18 protein-coding genes are annotated in these 19,620 nt (G+C 67.5%); 11 read left to right on the plus strand and 7 right to left on the minus strand.

The annotated features are described in order from the left end of the window. Nucleotides 1–143: 143 nt before the first annotated feature. Nucleotides 144–1,145 carry a LysR family transcriptional regulator gene (locus C7R54_RS09800; RefSeq protein WP_129149985.1) on the plus strand — a complete coding sequence of 334 codons (1,002 nt, stop codon included), beginning with the start codon at nt 144–146 and terminating at the stop codon, nt 1,143–1,145. Nucleotides 1,146–1,235: 90 nt separating this feature from the next. Here the strand turns inward: C7R54_RS09800 and C7R54_RS09805 are convergent, their stop codons facing one another. Further along, nucleotides 1,236–2,126, minus strand: coding sequence for a LysR family transcriptional regulator (locus tag C7R54_RS09805; protein ID WP_129149986.1), 891 nt, complete (start codon nt 2,124–2,126; stop codon nt 1,236–1,238). Nucleotides 2,127–2,350: 224 nt separating this feature from the next. Here C7R54_RS09805 and C7R54_RS09810 point away from each other — a divergent pair, with 224 nt between their 5' ends. Then, nucleotides 2,351–3,619, plus strand: coding sequence for an MFS transporter (locus C7R54_RS09810; RefSeq protein WP_129150461.1), 1,269 nt, complete (start codon nt 2,351–2,353; stop codon nt 3,617–3,619). A gap of 100 nt (nt 3,620–3,719) precedes the next feature. On the opposite strand, the gene C7R54_RS09815 is transcribed toward C7R54_RS09810, so the two are convergent. Beyond that, complete coding sequence (locus C7R54_RS09815) at nt 3,720–4,100, minus strand: DUF423 domain-containing protein (RefSeq protein ID WP_129149987.1); 381 nt, start codon at nt 4,098–4,100, stop codon at nt 3,720–3,722. An 804-nt stretch (nt 4,101–4,904) separates the two neighbouring features. Between C7R54_RS09815 and C7R54_RS09825 the strand changes: the two genes are divergently transcribed. Next, nucleotides 4,905–5,357: a DUF2442 domain-containing protein gene (locus C7R54_RS09825; protein WP_129149989.1), complete on the plus strand. Its 453-nt coding sequence runs from the start codon at nt 4,905–4,907 to the stop codon at nt 5,355–5,357. On the opposite strand, the gene C7R54_RS09830 is transcribed toward C7R54_RS09825, so the two are convergent. After that, nucleotides 5,354–6,604, minus strand: coding sequence for an MFS transporter (locus tag C7R54_RS09830; RefSeq protein ID WP_129149990.1), 1,251 nt, complete (start codon nt 6,602–6,604; stop codon nt 5,354–5,356). The genes C7R54_RS09825 and C7R54_RS09830 overlap by 4 nt on opposite strands. 262 nt (nt 6,605–6,866) lie before the next feature. On the opposite strand from C7R54_RS09830, the gene C7R54_RS09835 reads away from it, so the two are divergent. Next, entirely contained in the window at nt 6,867–8,597 is a 1,731-nt protein-coding gene (locus tag C7R54_RS09835) for an ABC transporter permease (RefSeq protein ID WP_129149991.1), read from the plus strand. A gap of 118 nt (nt 8,598–8,715) precedes the next feature. Further along, complete coding sequence (locus C7R54_RS09840; protein ID WP_129149992.1) at nt 8,716–10,035, plus strand: ABC transporter ATP-binding protein; 1,320 nt, start codon at nt 8,716–8,718, stop codon at nt 10,033–10,035. A 5-nt stretch (nt 10,036–10,040) separates the two neighbouring features. Here C7R54_RS09840 and C7R54_RS09845 read toward each other — a convergent pair whose 3' ends face one another. Further along, nucleotides 10,041–11,195, minus strand: a complete 1,155-nt coding sequence (locus C7R54_RS09845) for a metallophosphoesterase (RefSeq protein ID WP_129149993.1) — start codon at nt 11,193–11,195, stop codon at nt 10,041–10,043. A gap of 173 nt (nt 11,196–11,368) precedes the next feature. On the opposite strand from C7R54_RS09845, the gene C7R54_RS09850 reads away from it, so the two are divergent. Both C7R54_RS09850 and xerD read left to right on the plus strand, forming a co-directional pair. Further along, entirely contained in the window at nt 11,369–12,340 is a 972-nt protein-coding gene (locus tag C7R54_RS09850) for a VTT domain-containing protein (protein ID WP_240039452.1), read from the plus strand. Between the two features lie 2 nt (nt 12,341–12,342). Then, nucleotides 12,343–13,299: a site-specific tyrosine recombinase XerD gene (gene xerD / locus C7R54_RS09855; RefSeq protein ID WP_129150463.1), complete on the plus strand. Its 957-nt coding sequence runs from the start codon at nt 12,343–12,345 to the stop codon at nt 13,297–13,299. Between the two features lie 13 nt (nt 13,300–13,312). Here the strand turns inward: xerD and alkB are convergent, their stop codons facing one another. After that, nucleotides 13,313–14,110: a DNA oxidative demethylase AlkB gene (alkB, locus tag C7R54_RS09860; RefSeq protein ID WP_129149995.1), complete on the minus strand. Its 798-nt coding sequence runs from the start codon at nt 14,108–14,110 to the stop codon at nt 13,313–13,315. A gap of 195 nt (nt 14,111–14,305) precedes the next feature. Between alkB and C7R54_RS09865 the strand changes: the two genes are divergently transcribed. After that, nucleotides 14,306–14,980 (plus strand): carbonic anhydrase, encoded by a 675-nt coding sequence (locus tag C7R54_RS09865; RefSeq protein ID WP_129149996.1) that lies wholly within the window; start codon nt 14,306–14,308, stop codon nt 14,978–14,980. Further along, entirely contained in the window at nt 14,977–15,813 is an 837-nt protein-coding gene (locus C7R54_RS09870; protein WP_129149997.1) for a MetQ/NlpA family ABC transporter substrate-binding protein, read from the plus strand. Before C7R54_RS09865 ends, C7R54_RS09870 begins: the two co-directional genes overlap by 4 nt. Before the next feature lie 10 nt (nt 15,814–15,823). Here C7R54_RS09870 and C7R54_RS09875 read toward each other — a convergent pair whose 3' ends face one another. After that, nucleotides 15,824–16,927, minus strand: a complete 1,104-nt coding sequence (locus C7R54_RS09875; protein ID WP_129149998.1) for an AI-2E family transporter — start codon at nt 16,925–16,927, stop codon at nt 15,824–15,826. Nucleotides 16,928–17,134: 207 nt separating this feature from the next. Here C7R54_RS09875 and C7R54_RS09880 point away from each other — a divergent pair, with 207 nt between their 5' ends. Beyond that, complete coding sequence (locus C7R54_RS09880; protein WP_129149999.1) at nt 17,135–17,539, plus strand: ferric uptake regulation protein; 405 nt, start codon at nt 17,135–17,137, stop codon at nt 17,537–17,539. Between the two features lie 36 nt (nt 17,540–17,575). Here the strand turns inward: C7R54_RS09880 and C7R54_RS09885 are convergent, their stop codons facing one another. After that, complete coding sequence (locus C7R54_RS09885) at nt 17,576–18,484, minus strand: LysR family transcriptional regulator (RefSeq protein ID WP_129150000.1); 909 nt, start codon at nt 18,482–18,484, stop codon at nt 17,576–17,578. Nucleotides 18,485–18,598: 114 nt separating this feature from the next. Between C7R54_RS09885 and C7R54_RS09890 the strand changes: the two genes are divergently transcribed. After that, the gene (locus C7R54_RS09890) at nt 18,599–19,594 is read left to right on the plus strand and encodes a Bug family tripartite tricarboxylate transporter substrate binding protein (protein WP_129150001.1); all 996 of its coding nucleotides are present in this window, start codon (nt 18,599–18,601) and stop codon (nt 19,592–19,594) included. The last annotated feature ends 26 nt before the right edge of the window (nt 19,595–19,620 follow it).

Consider the following 19,620-nt stretch of genomic DNA (forward strand, 5'->3'; position numbering starts at 1 on the left):
GGCGGCCCCGCGGGCGCTGGGCGTTTTTGTTGGAGACAGGGCGGCAGACTAGCACCGGCCGGCGCGATGCCGCATATCAAAAAATATGGAAAACCTATAATCCGCCGTTATCGTTCAACGCATGAAAGAGGAAAAACGGCCCGATGCCCGACACCGCCGATGAACCGCGGGAAGACGACCTGGATGCCGATGCGGTCGACCCGGCCGATGCGGGGACAGGCGCGCGGCCGCCCTTGAATCTGCGGCAGATCGAGGTGTTCCGCGCCATCATGATGACCGGCTCGATCAGCGGCGCCGGCCGCATGCTGCATGTCTCGCAGCCAGCCATCAGCCGCGTGCTGGCGTTGACGGAAAGCCGCCTGCGCTTTCCGCTGTTCGAACGCAGCCGCAGCCGCTTGTCGCCGACCGCCGAGGCGCGCCGCCTGTTCGCGGAGGTGGAGCAGGTCTACGGCGGCATCCAGCGCGTCAACGAACTGGCGGCCAACCTGGCGCAGGCCGGCGCCGGCGTGCTGCGGGTGATCTCCAGCGCCAGCTTCGGCCAGCGCATGGTGCCGCAAGCCCTGGCGCTGCTGCGGCAGGGACGCGGCCAGGCGACGGTGGACTACCGCAGCTCGACGTATGACGAACTGGCGGGGCATTTCCTGAGCGGACAGGCCGATATCGCGGTGTCCATGCGGCCGCCGGTGCATCCCAACCTGGTGTCGGTGGAGCTGGGCCGCAGCGAAGTGGTGTGCATCATGCCGCGCGACCATCCCCTGGCACGGTGCAAGGCCGTCGCGCCGGCGGATTTCACGGCGGCGGCGTGGATAGACTATCCGGCGGATGCGCCGCTGGGACGGGTGCTGACGTCTTTCCTGGGCTACGCGCCGAACCGGCCGCCGGCGGCGATCAAGGTGCATTCGCCGGTGACCGCGCAGGCTTTCGTCCAGCAGGGGCTGGGGCCGGCCCTGGTTGATCGCTGGTGCGTGGAGCCGCGCGCGCGGGCGGGGCTGGCGGTGCGTCCCATCGTGCCGGCCGCGCATATCGGCATCTGGGCCACGTATTCGGAGTTGCAGCCGCTGCCCCTGATGGCCAAGCGCTTTCTCGCGGCGCTGAAGAAGGTGCTGCTGGAGGGGCCAGGAGCGGATGGCGAGGACGTGGAGTAAGGCGGGCACGTCCGAGCTCAGCCCGGGGTCCGGCTCGGGAGCCTGAGGTGGCAGGGCGGGGGGTAGCGGGCAGCAGGCCGCGACAGGCGCCTACCCGCCAGCGGCTTGCCGCATCAGGGACACCGCATTGCGGGCCGCCTGCGACGGCGAGTGCCGACGATAGGCCAGGTCCAGCAGCGCGCGCGGCGCCGGACCGCGCAGGGGGCGAAACCGGACACCTTCCGTATGGACATGGCGCATGCTGGCCGGCACCAGCGAGATGCCGAATCCGGCCGCGACCAAACTGATGATCGACGCCATTTGCGGCGCCTCCTGGGCGATGCGGGGTGTGTAGCCGGCCTGCCGGCATGCGGCCAGGATGGTGTCGTACAGGCCGGATCCGATCGGCCGGGGATACAGCACGAAGTCCTCGTCGCGCAGCGACGCCAGGGTCAGGGCCCGGGCCTTGGCCATGGCATGGCCGGCTGGCAGGGCCACCAGCATGGGTTCGTCCACCACGCGGTCCGCCTGGAAGTCCTCGCCCAGGCTGAAGGGCTGGCGCAGGAAGGCGACGTCGACCTCGCCGGTGCGCAGCCACTCCACCAGCGAACCCGTGTTGCCTTCGCGCAGTTCCACATGGACCTGCGGATAGCGGTCGCGATAGGCGCGCAGGGCGCGCGCCAGCGCCGGATGGAAGACGGACGACGAGGTGAAGCCTATGCTGACGTTGCCGCTTTCGCCGTGTCCCAGGTGACGCGCGCGCTCGGCCGCGCGGGCGGTGGCGGCCAGGATGGCGCGGCTGTCCTCCAGGAATTGACGGCCGGCTTCCGTCAGTTCGATGCCGCGCGGCAGGCGCAGGAAGAGGGGGGCGTCCAGTTCCCGTTCCAACTGCTGGATCTGCTGGCTCAGTGGCGGCTGGCCGATGCCCAGGCGCGCGGCCGCGCGGGTGAAGTGCATTTCTTCCGCGACGGCGACGAAATAGCGGAGGTGGCGGAGTTCCATGGGCGGCGGCGCGACAGTGGCGGTTATTGCTGGGATCATATTTCATAAATATGGGAATCACCAGTTCCATATATTGGACAGATGGCCCCCATAGGACTACCGTAGGCGCCTGGCTTCCCTGATTCCTTGATTCACTTGATTCTTTCTTCATGAGCAGCATCGCCGACCCCGAGCCGCCCTGGCGCGGCGCGAGGCCGGTGGCGATGGCCCAGTTGTTCCCTACCATGTCTTCCCCCACATCTCCTGTTTCCCCACCGGCCTCGCCCGAGACCGCGCCATACCTGCAACGCGGCACCGCCGCATTCCGACGCGCCAACTGGGCGCTGTTCGCCGCCGGTTTTTCGACCTTTTCGCTGATGTACTGCGTGCAACCGCTGCTGCCGCTGTTCGCCGACCATTTCAAGGTATCGCCCGCGCAGAGCAGCTTGTCGCTGTCGCTGACGACGGGCCTGCTGGCCCTGGCCATTTTCCTGGTGGGGTTGTGGGCGAGCCGGCTGCCGCGCAAGTCCGTCATGGCGGCGTCGCTGTTCGCTTCCGGCGTGCTGACGCTGGCCGTGGCGGCGACGCCGGACTGGCATGCGCTGCTGGCCGTGCGCGCCTTGCAGGGCCTGGTGCTGGGCGGCGTGCCCGCCGTGGCCATGGCCTATCTGGCCGAAGAGGTGTCGTCCTCCGATCTTGGGTTCGCCATGGGCTTGTACATCGGCGGCAGCGCATTCGGCGGCATGATGGGGCGCGTGATAACCGGCCTGGTGGCCGACCATAGCAGTTGGCGCGTGGCGCTGGTCGTGGTCGGCGTGGTGGGGGTGTTGGCTGCGGTGTTGTTCGTGGTGGCCTTGCCGACCTCGCGCCATTTCAAGCCGCAGCGCAGCGGGGGATGGTCGGCGGCGCGCCAGGGCATCGTCACGCACCTGGTCGATCCCAACCTGCTGTCGCTGTTCGCGCTCGGATTCCTGTTGATGGGCAGCTTCGTCACCATCTACAACTACGCGGGTTTTCGCCTGATGGCGCCGCCTTATTCCCTGAGCCAGACCTTGATCAGCGCGATCTTCACGGTCTACGTCGTCGGTATTTTCGCGTCCGCGCTGTTCGGCCGGCTGGCGGATCGCCATGGGCGCGGTGCCATGCTCTGCATGGGGGTAGGCACCATGCTGGTGGGCCTGCTGCTGACCCTGGCGGTCAACCTGGTCGTCATGGTGCTGGGCGTGGTGGTGCTGACCTTCGGTTTCTTCGCGGCCCATTCGGTGGCCAGCGGCTGGGTCGGGCAACTGGCGCGGGGCTACAAGGCGCAGGCCGCGTCGCTCTACCTGCTGGCGTACTACCTGGGGTCCAGCGTACTGGGATCGGTCGGCGGCAAGTGCTGGGAATGGGCAGGCTGGGACGGCGTGGTCGGCCTGATCGGCGCGTTCCTGGTGGTCTCGGCCGCGTTGGGCGCGCGCCTCTATATCGTCACGAGCCCCGGCCGCGCGGTCGTGGCGGGGGAACGCATGTCGTAGCGCCCCGCGCCGGCGCCATCGTTCGAACCGCTGGCTCGCGCGATGCGGCCGAGGTCATCGTGCTGGCCAGCGGGCCGTGCCATGTGGGCAGGGCCCTCGTTCAAGCGGTCGGCCCGCGCCACACGGCCAGGGCCACCAGCAACCAGCCGGCGAGGAAACCCAGCCCGCCGATGGGCGTGATGGCGCCCAGCCAGCGCACATTTGTCAGCGCCAGCACGTACAGGCTGCCGCTGAAGACCACGATGCCGGCGAACATCAGCCAGCCGGCGCCGGCCAGCAGGGACGAGCCGAAGCGCGGCGCCAGCGCGGCGATGGCCAGCAGTCCGAGGGCGTGCGCCATCTGATAGGTCACCCCCGTCTGCCAGATCGCCAGCATCCCGGCGTCCAGGCGCGCCTTCAATCCATGCGCGCCAAACGCGCCGGCGCCCACGGCGATAAACATATTCAGTGCGCCCAACAGGGCAAAAATCCGATCCATCATGGTGTCGCGTCCTCCTGGTCGATAGCCAAGGGCCTCGGCCCTTGCGCCGAGATCATGCAATTTTAGGCCTGAGCGGCACGCCGTTCGGGCGTGCCTATCCCACGCCCACACCGTCCTGACGAAGCGCATAGGCCGGTGCCCCACCGTCTCTCGCGGTGCTCCCCTGCTGCTCGACGCGAACCCAGAGGGCTCAACAAGAAGAAAGCTTTTCGCGATCGATAACGTCGGAACGAATCGACGGGTGCACCAACAAACGCGGACCGAGCCCGCGCTGGTCAAGCGTCCCGGTAGAGCGGGGAATTATTTCCTCGTTGCGGGAGGGTGGTGGCACGCCGAGATTGAGCCACGTATACTTGTAAAACCAAACGGATGGGTTTCGATGAAAATTTGTAGTCACAAGGGCTTGGTGATTGCAATCCTTACCCGGAATGAGCATTGCCCGCCCCATGTGCACGTCGGCACGGAGAGGTGGAACGCTCGCTTCACTTTCAGTTTCTGGCACAACGGTGTGCGACTGTGGGATGTGACGCCGGCCAGGAATGAGCCTACCGTTGTCGTGCTCGAAGAGTTGCGCCAGGCGATCAAGAGACCGCTTCATCTGCGCAAGGCCCGTGGACTGTGGTGGCGTAGTCGTCAGACGCTGTGTCTGGACAGGCAATGGTGGGATGTTGAGGGCGAAGAGGTGGTGAGCGCCAGGGCACCTCGGGCAGGTGCCCTGGCGATTGAATCGGCTCGTTTCGATGCACAGTCTTATAAGACCGTGTTGACGCTCGCGGGGCGATCTACACCCTTGGAGATTGAACTATGAAAGCGATAAAGGCGCGGGAACGCTACGATGAGCCGGTGACGACCGATGTGGTGGCTCGTGCGATCGAACGCGGTGGTGCGCGTCGAACTTCAAGCCTGCATGCCAGCGCCGTCCAGTATCTGGCGGATCTGCATGCCTTGCTCGTGGGATTCGCGGACCATACCGCCATAGTCTTCCCCGTTGCGAACACACCGGAGCTGGCGGAATTGAGCCGGGATGAACTGGAAAGAATGACGATCGGTTTTGGCGGCAGTGCGCTTTGCCTGGACGCTCGGGACCTGCACATATCGATTGCAGGCCTGGTTTCCGCAAGCCCGCCACTGATGGCTCTGGCTGCGACGGTGGTTGCGGCGCGCAATGGCAGACGCAGCAGCGAGGCCAAGCGCCAGGCGGCGCGGGCGAATGGCTTGAAAGGCGGCCGGCCGCGCAAGATGGCAGTGGCTGGCTAGCCCGATTCCGGCGTCACATTATGCAGTGACCGCAGTCGCCGCAACTCCGGATACCACCACATCCACAGCGCGGCCACCGCGACGGTGCCGATGCCGCCCAGCACCACGGCCGGCACGGCGCCGGTCATGGACGCCATGACGCCGGCACGGAATTCGCCCATCTGGTTGGACGTGCCGATGAACAGCATGTTGATGGCGCTGACCCGTCCCAGCATGTCGTTGGGCGTGTTCAGCTGGACCAGGGACGAGCGCACCACCACGCTGATGGAGTCGGCCGCGCCCAGCACCATCAACGCGATGATGGAGACGGGTATCGAGGTTGAAATACCGAACACCATGGTGGCGATGCCGAACGCGAACAGCGCCCCGAACAGCGTCATGCCGATATTGCCGGTCAGGTTCTTGCGCCCCAGCACCAGCGCCATGCTGACGGCGCCCAGCGCGGGCGCCGCGCGCAGCATGCCCAGCGCCCAGGGCCCGGCATGCAGGATGTCCTTCGCGAAGATGGGCAGCAGGGCCGTGGCGCCGCCCAGCAGCACGGCGAACAGGTCCAGCGTCAGCGTGCCCAGCAGGATGCGGCGGCTGGCGATGAACGTGAAGCCCGCGAACAGCGTGCGCCAGGTCGTGGGCTCCTTGCGCGATGGCAAGCCTTCCGTCTTCAACGTCAGCATGGACAGCAGGGCGAGGAAATAGCAAAGGGCGGTCAGGGCATAGACCCAGCCCGCGCCCAGGGCGTAGCCGACCCCGCCCAGCGCCGGACCAGCGATCTGGGCGATCTGGTTGGACGACGCCGACAGGGCGGTGGCGCGCGGAATCAGCGCCCGCGGCACCACCGCTGGAATCAGCGTGGGCATGGTGGGGGACTCGAAGGCGCGCGACGCGCTCATGGCGATGATGCAGGCATAGACCACGTAATGATTGGCCTCGCCCGCGAGCGATACGGCGGACAGGACGGCCGCCGACAGGGTTTCGACGGTCAGGCAGACCGCCAGGATCTTGCGCCGGTCGTAGCGGTCGGCCACATGTCCCACCACCAGCGTCAGCAGCAGCATGGGCATGAATTGCGCCAGGCCGATCAGGCCAAGGTCCATGGCGCTGCCGGTGAGGGCGTATATCTGCCAGCCGACCGCTACGGAAACCATCTGGTAGGCGAGCGAGGCGCCGAACCGGGAAAGAAGGAAGTGGGCGAAGGCGGGCCGGGTGACCAAAGGGGCGTCGGCGCTTTCGGTTTCTGGCGTACTGGCCATCTGGAGGGGTAGACGGGGCGTAAAAACGTGAAGCCTGGGATCGTATACCAAAACATTCGGGACGCCGCGTATAAGCTTGTTCCGGAAGCCGGCGTTCAGGCGCCGTTCAAGCCCGGCGTCAGCCAGCTTTCAATCCGGTCTCGATGCCCGCGGGGCAACGTGGCGCGTTAGCCGCAGCGCTCTCGCATGCCCGATTTTTGAATGGACTGTGACCATGCCACCGTGCTACTTTGCGCACGCCCTAGGGGTTTACGCGTAGATCATGCACCCTTTCTTCGATATTCGGCGCCTGGAGCGCCTGCCCGGCACCCGTCCCAACCGTTGGGATTGGCTTCTATTGCCGCTGGTCCTGGGTTTCCTGGTGATACTGGCGTTCGGTGCCAAGGAAATGGCCACCCCGTACTCGGTGGGCCAGCCGCTGCCGATATCGCTGGACCCCAGCTACCTGCCTTATTACCTGTTGCGGACCACGCTGCGCATGTTCATCGCGCTGGCCGCTTCGCTGGTCTTCAGCTTCGTTTTCGCCGCCGTGGCGTCGAAATCGCGCACGGCGGAGAAGATCCTGGTGCCGATGGTGGACATCCTGCAGTCCATCCCCATCCTGGGCTTCCTGTCGATCACCGTGACGGGTTTCATTGCCCTGTTCCCCGGCAGCCTGCTGGGGGTGGAGTGCGCGGCCATCTTCGCCATTTTCACCTCGCAGGCGTGGAACATGGCGTTGAGCCTGTACCAGTCCATCCGCACCGTGCCGTCGGAACTGAACGAGGCCGCGCGCGTCTTCCGCCTGAGCGGCTGGCAGCGTTTCTGGCGCCTGGAGCTGCCGTATGCCACGCCCGCGCTGTTGTGGAACATGATGCTGTCGATGTCGGGGGGCTGGTTCTTCGTGGTGGCGTCCGAAGCCATCACCGTGTCCAACCAGGACATCAAGCTGCCCGGTATCGGTTCGTACATCGCGGCGGCCATCGACCAGCAGGACCTGCACGCCATTTTCTACGCCATCATCGCCATGGCGGTGGGCATCCTGATGTACGACCAGTTGTTCTTCCGCCCGCTGCTGGCCTGGGCCGACAAATTCCGCTTCGAGGACACGCAGGGCAATACCGCCCAGCAGTCCTGGGTGCTGGACCTGCTGCGTCGCGGCAAGCTCACCCGCGCCTTGTCGCTGGGGCTGGCACAGCGCGGCGAGCGCGCCCTGGGCTGGTTTCGCCGCGGTTATGACGGCACGTCGGTGCGCGCGCGCGTGCGGGCCGCCAATCCGCTGCGCGAGCGCATGGTCGATGCGCTGCTGACCGCGCTGGCCCTTCTTGCGATCTGGCGCCTGGCCGAATTCGTGCACGCCGAAGTGGGCTGGTCCGAAGCCCTGCGCGTGCTGGGCCTGGGCGCCATCACCCTGTTGCGCGTGATGGTGCTGATCGTGCTGGCGTCGGTGGTCTGGGTGCCGCTGGGGATCATGATCGGCCTGCGCCCGCGCCTGTCGCAGCGCATCCAGGCGCTGGCGCAACTGCTGGCGGCTTTCCCGTCCAACCTGCTGTTCCCGCTGGCGGTGGTGGCCATCGTCGCCTTCAACCTGAACCCGGAAATCTGGCTCAGCCCCTTGATGATTTTCGGCACCCAGTGGTACATCCTCTTCAACGTGGTGGCCGGCGCCAGCACCATACCCAGCGAATTGCGCTATGCCGCCGACAACCTGGGCCTGAAGGGCTGGCTGAAATGGAAGCGCTTCTACCTGCCGGCCGTCTTCCCCAGCTTCGTCACGGGCGCCATCACGGCCAGCGGCGGCTCGTGGAACGCCAGCATCGTGTCCGAGGTCGTGACCTGGGGCAAGACCACGCTGACGGCGACCGGCCTGGGCGGCTATATCGCCGAGATGACCGAGAAGGGCGACTTTCCCCGTATCGCCCTGGGCATAGGCGTGATGTGTATTTTCGTGATGGGCTTGAACCGGTACTTCTGGCGGCGCTTGTACCTGCAAGCCGAGAAGTGGAGCCGCTAGGGCCGGCGTGGCTGCCAGGCCAGGCATCAGGGCGCCGCGCCAGCGCGGCATGGCCGCCGCGAGCGCGGCAAGTCAGAGGTACGGCGGCCATGCGGGCCGCCGGCGAGGGAGTAGGGCAATGAACGGCAAAGCCAGTTTCCTGCTGGACCTGAGCGGGGTCAGCAAGATGTTCCAGACCGCGGACGGCACCAACCGCTCGGTGCTTGAGGACGTGGATTTCCAGTTGCGGGATGGCGAGATCGTGGCCTTGCTGGGCAAGTCCGGATCGGGCAAGTCGACGCTGCTGCGCATCATGGCGGGACTGATCCCGGCCGACCAGGGGCAGGTGAGCTACCGTGGCCAACCCTTGTACGGACCGGCGTCGGGCGTGGCCATGGTGTTCCAGTCCTTCGCGCTGTTCCCGTGGCTGACGGTGCGGCAGAACGTGGCCCTGGGCCTGGAGGCGCAAGGCGTGTCGTTGGCCGAGCGCGAGCAGCGCGCCGAGAATGCCCTTGAGCTGATCGGCCTGGCGGGTTTCGGCGGCGCCTTGCCGCGCGAATTGTCCGGTGGCATGCGCCAGCGCGTGGGCATCGCGCGCGCCCTGGCCACCGATCCCGACGTGCTGCTGATGGATGAAGCCTTTTCCGCCCTGGACGTGCTGACCGGCGAGACCCTGCGCGACGACATGCTGGAGCTATGGGACGAGCGCCGCATCAGCACGCGCGGCATCCTGGTGGTGTCGCACAACATCGAGGAGGCGGTCATGATGGCCGACCGCATCCTGATCTTCGCCAGCGACCCGGGCCGCGTGCGTGACGAGATCCGCGTCAACCTGCCGCGTCCGCGCAATGCCGACTCGGCCGAAGTGCGCGCGCTGGTCGACCAGGTCTACGGCTTGATGACCGCGCGTCCCGTGCCCGCGACCACGACCGGCGCGCCGGCGCCGGAAGTGCACCATGGCTACCGCCTGCCCGACGCCAACGTCGGCCGCATGGAGGAAGTGCTGGAGCTGCTGGCCGAGCCGCCGCTCAACGGCCGCGCCGACCTGCCGCGCCTGGCCGAGGAAGCCGGCCTGCCGGACGAGGACCTGTTCCCCGCCTACGAGGCCCTGGGCCTGCTGGGCCTGGCGCTGGTCGAGCATGGCGATATCACGCTGACGGCCGACGGCCGGCGCTATGCGGGCGCGGACCAGCAGGAACGCCAGGAGCTGTTCGGACGCCAGTTGCTGGCCCACATTCCGCTGGCCGCCAACATCCGGCATTCGCTGGAGCAGGAGACCACGGGCGAACTGCCCGAGCGCCAGTTCCTGGACATGCTGGAGGAGTTCCTCAAGCCGGACGAGGCCGAGCGCGTGCTCAAGGTGGCCGTGGAGTGGGGCCGGTACGGGGAGGTCTACGGCTACGACTACCACACCGGCCGGCTGCATCTGCCGACGACGCCGGGCGGCGAGGCGGACTAGCGCCCCTAGCGCCCGGCCACCAGCCGGATGCGCGTGATCTCCGACGGCGCGCCCACCCGTTTCGGCGGGCCCCAATACCCCGTGCCGCGGCTGGTGTAGACCCATAGCCGCCCCAGGCGGCGCAGGCCCGCCGTGAACGGCTGTTGCAGGCGGACGAAGAAATTCCAGGGCAGGAACTGGCCGCCATGGGTGTGGCCGGACAGTTGCAGCGTGTAGCCCGCCGGCTCGGCGGCGAAGGCCGTGCGAGGCTGGTGCGCCAGCAGGATGCGCACGTTGGCGTCCATCGGCGCGCCCGCCAGGGCTTTTTCCGGATCGCTTTCCTGCGCGGGGTCGTAGGCCCCGGCGCCGTAGTCGGTCACCACGGCCACCACCAACCGCGCGCCCCCATGGTCGATGACCACGTGGCGGTTCAGCAGCACATTCAGGCCCAGCCGCTCGAATTCGGCCACCCAGGCCTCGACGCCGGAGTAGTACTCGTGATTGCCGGTCACCAGGTAGGCGCCATGGCGCGCTTGCAGCCGGCCCAGCGGCCGGGTGTGGGCGGACAGGCGGGCCACGCTGCCGTCCACCACGTCGCCGGTGACGGCGATGAGGTCGGCGTGCAAGCCGTTCACGGCATCGACGATGGCGTCGACGTAGCGCCGCTTGATGGTCGGCCCCACGTGCACGTCCGTGATCTGCGCAATGGTGAAACCCTCCAGGGCGGCCGGCAGCCCGGCGATCGGCACGTCCACCGACCGCACCGGCGCCCGCCGGCGCGCGTTGTAGAGGCCCACCAGGCTGCTCGCCAGCGCCAGCAGGGGCACCGCGACGGCCGTGTCGGCCAAGGTGCCGGCGCCCGGCAGGTGCCGCCCACCCGCGATGCCGGCGATCCATATCGCCAGCAGGAACAGGTCGCGCAGCAGCGTAAGGACGAACAGCGATGAGAAATACCCCATCAGCAGCAGGCCTATCCAGCCGAAGACCTCGGAGAACCGCCGCGGCAGGCGGCGGCTGAGGAAGCCGGCCGGAATCACCAGGCAGGACGCCAGCAGGAAGAGGGCGGCGCCCCAGCGCGCCGCCGGACTGAACGGGATATCGGGGATGAGGCGGGCGCCCACGTAGGCGTGGGCCAGAACCCCGATGACGATGATGCGGATGAGGAAGATGTAGCGGCGCATGACGCTCCCTGCTTGAATCCGAGACCAGGCCGGTTGAAAATCCACCGGCGCGCCCCCAATTATGCGGTATGGTGGCGGCGTGCCCCGGCCTGTGCCGGCGCGCCGCCGGCGCGGCCGGTTCCATGTCGACAGACGCGGGCCGGCCGCGGGCATTGAAGTGTATCGAGATTGCCGTGAAAGACATCCAGACCCTCTTGCATGACTACGGGCCGCTGCTGGTTTTCGCCAATGTCCTGCTGGAGCAGGCGGGGCTGCCGCTGCCCGCTTATCCTATCCTTATCGTCGCGGGCGCCATGGCCGTGCATGGCGACATGGCCTGGCAGGCGGTGCTGCTGGCCGCGGTGGTGGGCAGCCTGATCGCGGATAGCGCGTGGTACCACGGTGGCAAGCGCTATGGCGGCGGCTTGCTGGGCACGGTCTGCCGCGTTTCGCTGTCGCGCGATTCCTGCATCCGCCAGACGCAGTCGCTGTACCTGCGCACCGGTCCGGCGATCCTGCTGGTGGCCAAGTTCCTGCCGGGCGCCAGCGCGCTGTCCACGGTGATGTCCGGCCTGACGCGCCTGCCGATGCGCCGTTTCCTGGCGTTCGACGCCGCCGGCACCGTGCTGTGGGCCGGGTCGGCCATGATCATCGGCGCCGTCTTCAATGACATGCTGGGACAGGTGCTGGATACGCTGGGCCGCTATGGCGGCTATGGGCTGGGCGCCCTGGGCGTCGTGCTGGCGCTGTACCTGGCCTACCGCGTGTTCCGCCGCCGGTTCACCATCGCGCACCTGAGCCACGTGCCCCGCGTGACGCTGGACGAGCTGGACGCCTGGCGCGCGGCCCGGGAAGACGGTTGCGACGTGGTGCTGCTGGACGTGCGCGCCGGGGGGGAGGACCCCATGCCGGGCGCCATCATGTTCGATCCCCGCGATCCCATCGTCACCCAGCCCCATGCCTGGCCGCTGGACGCGCGCATCGTCGTCTATTGCGCGTGTCCGGATGAAATCTCGGCGGCCGTCCTGGCCGCCAAGCTCAAGAAGGCCGGCTATCGCAATACCTGGGCGCTGGCCGGTGGCTACAACGCCTGGCTGGAGCGCAACCGGCGCCAACAAGCCGCCAACGACAGCGATGCCGGCGTGGGCGCGGCGCCGGCGGCATGACGATGGCGGATATCCCGGCGGATGCCTCGGCCGGCGCCGCAACTGTTCCGTCCATCCAGAGCCGCACCGACGTCGATCCGGGTATCGCGGATTTCCTGGATGCGTTGTGGCTGGAGGACGGCCTGGCGCGCAACACCCTGAACGCCTACCGCAATGACCTGGCCAGCTTCGACGTCTGGCTGCGGGATCATGCTGGCCGCGGCTTGACGCAGGCGCAGGCCGGCGACATCGAGGCCTGGTTCGCCGCCGTGCATCGCGACACCCGTCCGACCACCGCCAACCGCCGCCTGGCCGCCTTGCGGCGTTATTTCCAATGGGCCATGCGCGAACGCCTGGTGGCCGAGGATCCCTGCTTGTCCGTGCGTTCCGCCAAGCAACCCATGCGCAGCCCCAAGACGCTGAGCGAGGCCCAGGTCGAGGCCTTGCTGGCGGCGCCGCAAGCCCTGACTGAACTGGGCCTGCGCGACAAGGCCATGCTGGAGATCCTGTACGCCACCGGCCTGCGCGTTTCGGAACTGATCGGCCTGTCGCTGCTGGACGTCAACCTGAACGAAGGCGTGGTGCGCGTGGTGGGCGGCAAGGGCGGCAAGGACCGGCTGGTGCCGCTGGGCGCCGAGGCCGCGCACTGGATAGACCGGTACGTGCGCGAGGCGCGGCCGCTGCTGTCCAAGGGGCGGCCGTCGGACGCGCTGTTCCTGACGGTGCGGGGCGAGGGGATGCATCGCCAGAACTTCTGGCTGATCATCGGCCGCTACGCGAAAGAGGCCGGCATACATGCGCCCATCTCCCCGCACGTGCTGCGCCATGCCTTCGCCACGCACCTGGTGAACCATGGCGCCGACCTGCGGGTGGTGCAGTTGCTGCTGGGCCACGCCGATATCTCCACCACGCAGATCTATACCCACGTCGCGCGGGAGCGCCTGAAGACCCTGCACGCCCAGCACCATCCGCGCGGGTGAGCGCGCGCCGTTGTCAGCGCGTCTTGCGGAAGGTCAGGTTCAAGCGCACCGCGCCCGTCGCGGGATGATGCCCCGCCGCCAGGGGCGCGATGCCATGGAAGGCCAGCCGCGACGGCCCGCCCCAGACGGCCACGTCGCCATGCTGCAAGGGAAAGCGGCGGGCCCGGTCGCTGCGTTGCAGGCCGCCGAACAGGAAGATCGCCGGCAGGCCCAGGGAAATCGATACGATGGGCGCCGCGAGATCCAGTTCGTCCCGGTCCTGGTGCAGGGTCAGCCGCGTCCCGGGGCGGTACAGGTTCATCAGGCAGGCCTGCGGCGCGAAATCGGGATAGCCGGCGCGAAGGGCGGCGCCACGCGCCACGTCGAGGAAGATGCCGGGCATGGGCGGCCAGGGGCGGCCGCTGGCCGGGTCCACGGGGTCGTAGCGGTAGCCGCGGCGGTCCGAGACCCAGCCCCACTCGCCGCAGTTGGTCATGGCCACCGACATGGTCTGGCCGCCCGGCGTGACCAGGTGGCGCAGCGGCGCGGCGGCGACGACCACGCGGGCCGCGGCCACCAGGACGTCGGCCTGGGCGCAGGCATGGCGGCGCAGCAGGACAGCGCCCGGTGCGATGACCTCGTCCCAGGGCGCTTCATGCTCCGGATCGCCGAACAGGTGGCCGGATCCGGATCCATGGTGGCCCGAGTCTTCGTGGCCTGATTCGCGGAGGCCCGATGCCGGATGGCCGGGCTCCGGGCGACCCGCCGCCGTCCCATCCGCCGAGGGCGGAGCGTCGCGCGGAGTGGCCGAGGGAGTACGGACAGGGGACATGACGCGATTTTAATGGCTCGGACCCGGCTTGAACGCTGCCGACCCCGACCCAACCCCGACCCAACCCCGACCCAACCCGGCTTGGCGCCCAGCCCAACCCGCCCGCCGTTCGGGCTTTTGCGGCCGATAAGCGGGCGGCCCGGTAAAATGTGGCCCATCTGGTACCTCCGGGTCCGCTACAACAAGGTCGTTGACATGAGCACAATCTCCTCCTTTCCCGATCGTCTTTCCTCGGGCTACCAGGCCTTCCTGTCCGGTCGCTTCCCGGCCGAGCGCACCCGCTTCCGCCAGTTGGCCGAGAAAGGCCAGAATCCGGAAATCATGGTGATAGGCTGCTGTGACTCGCGTGTCGCCCCCGAGCTGATCTTCGACGCGGGTCCCGGCGAGATGTTCGTGCTGCGCAACGTCGCCAACCTGGTACCGCCGTATCAGCCCGATTCGCACTACCACGGCACCAGTTCGGCCATCGAATTCGCGGTCAACGGCTTGAACGTCAAGCACATCGTGGTGATGGGCCATGCCTCCTGCGGCGGCATCCGGTCCTACTACGACGACGCCGAACCGCTGGCCAAGGGCGACTTCATCGGCAAGTGGATGTCGCAGATCAGCAGTACCGCGAACCAGCTGAAGTTCTCGGGCAAGGATCGCGCCGGCGACCTGCGGCTGCTGGAGCTGGCGGTGGTCGAGCACAGCCTGCACAACCTGATGACCTTTCCCTACATCCGCCAGCGCGTGCAGCGCGGCGAACTGCAGTTGCACGGCGCCTATTTCGGCGTCGCCACCGGCCTGCTGTTCGTGCGCGATCCGGAAACCGGGGAATTCCATCCCTGCGGCGACACCCCCGTGCCGCAGGACGGCGAGGCCGCATGACGCGGGACCGGCACGTACGCCGCAGTGTGCTGGCCGCCCTGGGCGCGGCCGCCGCCTTGCCCTTGCTGACCGCGACGCGGGGCGCGCGGGCGCAGAATGCGCCGCTGCGCATAGGCGTCATACCCAGCGTCGCCAACGAAGCCACCGAAATCGCCATCGCCCAGGCGCGCGAGCAGGGCGTGCAGGCCAGGCTGGTCGAACTGAGCGACTGGGTGATGCCCAATGTGGGCGTCGCCGAAGGTTCGCTGGACGTCAACTACTTCCAGCACGCGCCTTTTCTCGACCTGTTCAACAAGAGCCGCGGCCAGAACCTGGTGCCGATCGCCTATGGCTACTCGACCACCATCGGGCTGTTCTCCAAGAAGCTCAAGCGTGGCGATGCAATGCCGCATGGCGCGTCCATCGGTATCCCGGCCGATCCGGTGAACACCGGCCGCGCGCTCTTGCTATTGCAGGCCATGGGCCTCATCCGCTTGAAAGACGGCGTCGCGGAGAAGGCCACGTTGCTCGACGTGACCGATAACCCGCACAAGCTGAAGTTCGTATCGATCGAGGGCTCGCAGGCGTCGCGCACCTTCGACGACGTGACCGCGTCCGTCACCTACACGACCTTCGCCAAGCACGGCGGCCTGGACGAGAAGGACGGACTGGCCTTCGACAACAACGACCCCGTCAATGTGCGGCGCTACGCCATCCGCTGGGTGACGCTGCCGAACCGGGCGGAGGATGCGCGCTTGTTGAAGTTCATCGCCATCTACCAGCAGTCGGCCGAGGTCAAGGCGACCTTGCGACGCCTGTACGGCGACCTCATCGACTTCCCCTGGCAGGCGTAGAGGCCGGCCGCTACTCGTCCTCGGGCGGGGTCGGAATGCCGGCGTCCAGCACCTCGCCCGACGGCAGCGACTGGCCATCGGACGCGAACAGGTCCCACACGGCGGTGAACAGCGCCGCCACCAGGGGCCCGATGACGAAGCCGTTCAGCCCGAACAGCGCCATGCCGCCCAGCGTCGAGATCAGCACCAGCCAGTCGGGCAGCTTGGTGTCCTTGCCCACGAGGATGGGCCGCAGGATGTTGTCCACCATGCCGATGACCAGTACGCAGAAGGCGGTGAGGCCTATGCCTTGCCACAGCGCGCCGGTCAGCAGGAAATAGGCGGCCACCGGCACCCAGATCAGCGCCGCGCCCACGGCCGGCAGCAGCGACAGGAAGCCCATCAGCACGCCCCACAGCAAGGCGCCCTGGATCCCCAGCACCCAGAACGCCAGGCCCCCCAGGAAGCCCTGGGTCGCGGCCACGGCGACATTGCCCTTGACCGTCGCGCGGATCACGGTGGTGAACTTGCGCGCCAGATGCTGCTTGTAGGCCTCGCTCATGGGTATCGCCTGCGTCACCCGGCGCGACAGCGAACTGCCGTCGCGCAGCAGGAAGAACAACAGGTAAAGCATGATGCCGAAGCTGATCACGAACTGGAAGGTGTCCTGGCCGATGCTGAACGCCTTGGTCGCCAGGAACTGGCTGGCCTGCACCGCGCCCGCGCTGAGCTTCTGCTGCAGGCTGCGGATGTCGCTGAGGTCGTAGCGGTCCAGCATGCTGTGGACCGACGGCGGCAGGGCGGATACGGCCCGTTCGAAATAGGCGCCGAAATTCAGGTCGCCGGACTTGACCTGCTGGTACAGCATCGTGCCTTCCTGCACCAGCGAGCCGGTAATGACGACCACCGGCAGGATGGCCAGCACGATACATAGCAGCAGGGTGATGAGCGCGGCCAGGTTGCGCCGCTTGCCCAGCGCGGCGACCAGCCGGCGCTGCATCGGCGCGAAGATGATGGCGAGGATGGTGCCCCAGAAAATTGCCCCGTAGTACGGCCACATGATCCAGCCGAAGGCAATGGATACGGCAATCAGCAGGGCGAGGAAAGTACGGTAGTGCAGCGAAGTCGAATTCATGGAGTTCCCGTGTAGGTGCCCGTGTGGCGCCGGCCGGTGCGCGCCGCGGCGCGGGAAAGGGCGGGCGGCCATGGCGCATCATGCCATTAAATGGGGACTCGCCGGGGACTGGCCGGATAAACGGCTGGTGCGGCGGCCGGCTTCGATGGATACTGGCGGACGGTCGGCGTGGCGACCGATGCCAGCACCGATTACGCGGAGATACAAATGAGCGACGCGGTGGATCTGAAGGGAATCGGCCTGAAGGTCACATTCCCCCGCATGAAAATCCTGGACCTGTTCCGCAACAGCGAACAGCGTCATCTCAGCGCCGAGGACGTGTACCGGCTGTTGATCAACGACGGCGTCGAAATGGGCCTGGCAACGGTGTATCGGGTGCTCACCCAGTTCGAGCATGCCGGCTTGCTCCAGCGCAGCCAGCTGGGCGGCAACAAGGCCGTGTACGAATTGAACGATGGCGAGCGCCACCATGGCCACCTGGTCAGCACCACGACGGGCGAGGTCAAGGAATTCTTCGACCCCCTCATCGAGAAGCGGCTGCAGAAGATCGCCGACGAAATGGGCTACACGCTGACGGACCATACCATCACGCTTTTCGGCACCCCGAAGTAGGGCTGCGCACCGCGGGGCGGCCCAGGCGGCCGGCGTTCAGGCGGCGGCATGCCCGTCGCCGGCGGCGGCCATGGCGAAAAAACGCGCCAGCAGGGGCGACGGGTCGTCGGCCCGGTGCGCCAGCAGGATCTCGCTGGCGGCATCGCTGGTCTCCAGAGGACGGTAAACCACGCCCGGAATGCCGGTCTTGGCATAGGTTTCCGGCAGGATGGAGATGCCCATGCCGGCGGCCACCAGGCCGATGATGGTGGCGCCTTCGCGCGCGTCCTGGCCCACGTGAGGCGCGAATCCGGCGCGACTGGCCAACACCGTGACGTGCTCGAACAGGCCGCAGCCCAGCCCGCGCGGGAACAGGATGAAGGTGTCGTCGGACAGCGCGGCCAGCGGCAGCGGCGCTTGCTCCGCGGCAAGGCGATGGCCGGCGGGCAGCACCGCCACCAGGCGGTCGCGCCATAGCCGCAGTACGCGGATATTGGGGGGCGGGCAGAACAGGGTGGACGGACGCAGGAAGCCCACGTCTATGCTTTTCTCGGCCAGGGCCTGCAACTGCTGACCCGTGGACATGTGGATCAGGTCCGCCCGGGCCGCGGGATGGCGGCCGCGAAAGTCCTGCACCAGGCGTGGAAAGGCTTCGAACATGGGCACGGAGGCGGTGAACGCGATCCGTATCTCGCCTGCTTCGCCCCGTATGGCCTGGCGCACCACGTCGCCGGCGCGCTCCAGGTGCTGCAAGGCGCGACGAGCCTGGTCCAGGAAGAGCCGGCCGGCCTCGGTCAGGGCGACATTGCGCTTGTTGCGGGCCAGCAGCTCGGTCCCCAGTTCGTCTTCCAGCGCCTTGACCTGTGTGCTGAGGGGCGGTTGGCTGATATGCAGGCGACGGGCGGCGGCGCTGAAACTCAGCTCTTCCGCGACGGTGACGAAGTAGCGCAACTGGCGAAAGTCCATGGGTTATCTGCAAATCCTATTAGTTGGCGCTGGAAAAAGTATTGGACGATATCAGTCGTCGCGGGCACCATCAAGCCCAACTAAAAATCCTTACCGCTCCATGGAGACGAAATCATGCTACGCAGCCGCGCGCTCGCACGACTAATTCGCGGACTCGGCCTGGCCACCGCCCTGATCGCCGCCGGCGCTCCGGCCCTGAGCCACGCTGAAGACAGCTATCCTTCCAAGCCCATCCGCGTGGTGGTGCCCTATGCGCCCGGCGGCGCCGTGGACATCGTCAGCCGCCTGATCACCCAAAAAATGGGCGACACGCTCAAGCAGAGCATCATCGTCGACAACCGCCCGGGCGGCGCCACCAATATCGGCATGGACCTGGTGGCCCGCGCGCCGGCCGGCGGCTATACGCTGTTGACCTCGTCGCCGTCGCTGGCCAGCAATGCGTCGCTGTTCGCCAAGCTGCCTTTCGACCCGGCCAAGGACCTGGTGCCGGTCGGCGCCATCGGCTACGCGCCGCTGGTCGTGGTGGTGGCGGCCGACTCGCCGTTCAAGACCCTGAAGGAAATGATCGACTACGCCAAGGCCAATCCGACCAAGCTGACCTTCGGCACGGCGGGCAATGGCAGCTCGGGCCACCTGGCGAGCGAACTGCTCAAGGCGGCCGGCAAGTTCGATGCGCTGCACGTGCCCTACAAGGGCGGCGCGCCGGCCATCACCGACCTGCTGGGCGGCCGTATTTCGTTCATGGCCATCAATCCCCTGGAAGTCATCGCCCACATCAAGTCGGGCAAGATGCGCGCCCTGGCCGTGATGGACGACAAGCCGGCGGCGCTGCTGCCCGACGTGCCCACCGTGAAGTCGCTGGGCCTGGACAATTCGGAAGCCACCGTGTGGTGGGGCCTGAACGCGCCCAAGGGCACGCCGGCGCCCGTGATCGAAAAGCTCAACGCGGCGCTGAATCAGGCGCTGGCGGACGCGACGGTGAAGACCCGCCTGGCGGAGCTGGGCGCCTCGGCGACGCCGGGCAGCGCCGCCGACTTCGGCAAGTTCGTCGACGCGGAAACGGCCAAGTGGTCGCGGGTGATCAAGGCCGCCCACATCCAGGCGGATTGAAGGAAGCCCACCCCGTACCCGCTACG

Source organism: Achromobacter aloeverae (assembly GCF_004121055.1).
Classification (GTDB): Bacteria; Pseudomonadota; Gammaproteobacteria; order Burkholderiales; family Burkholderiaceae_B; genus Bordetella_C; species Bordetella_C aloeverae.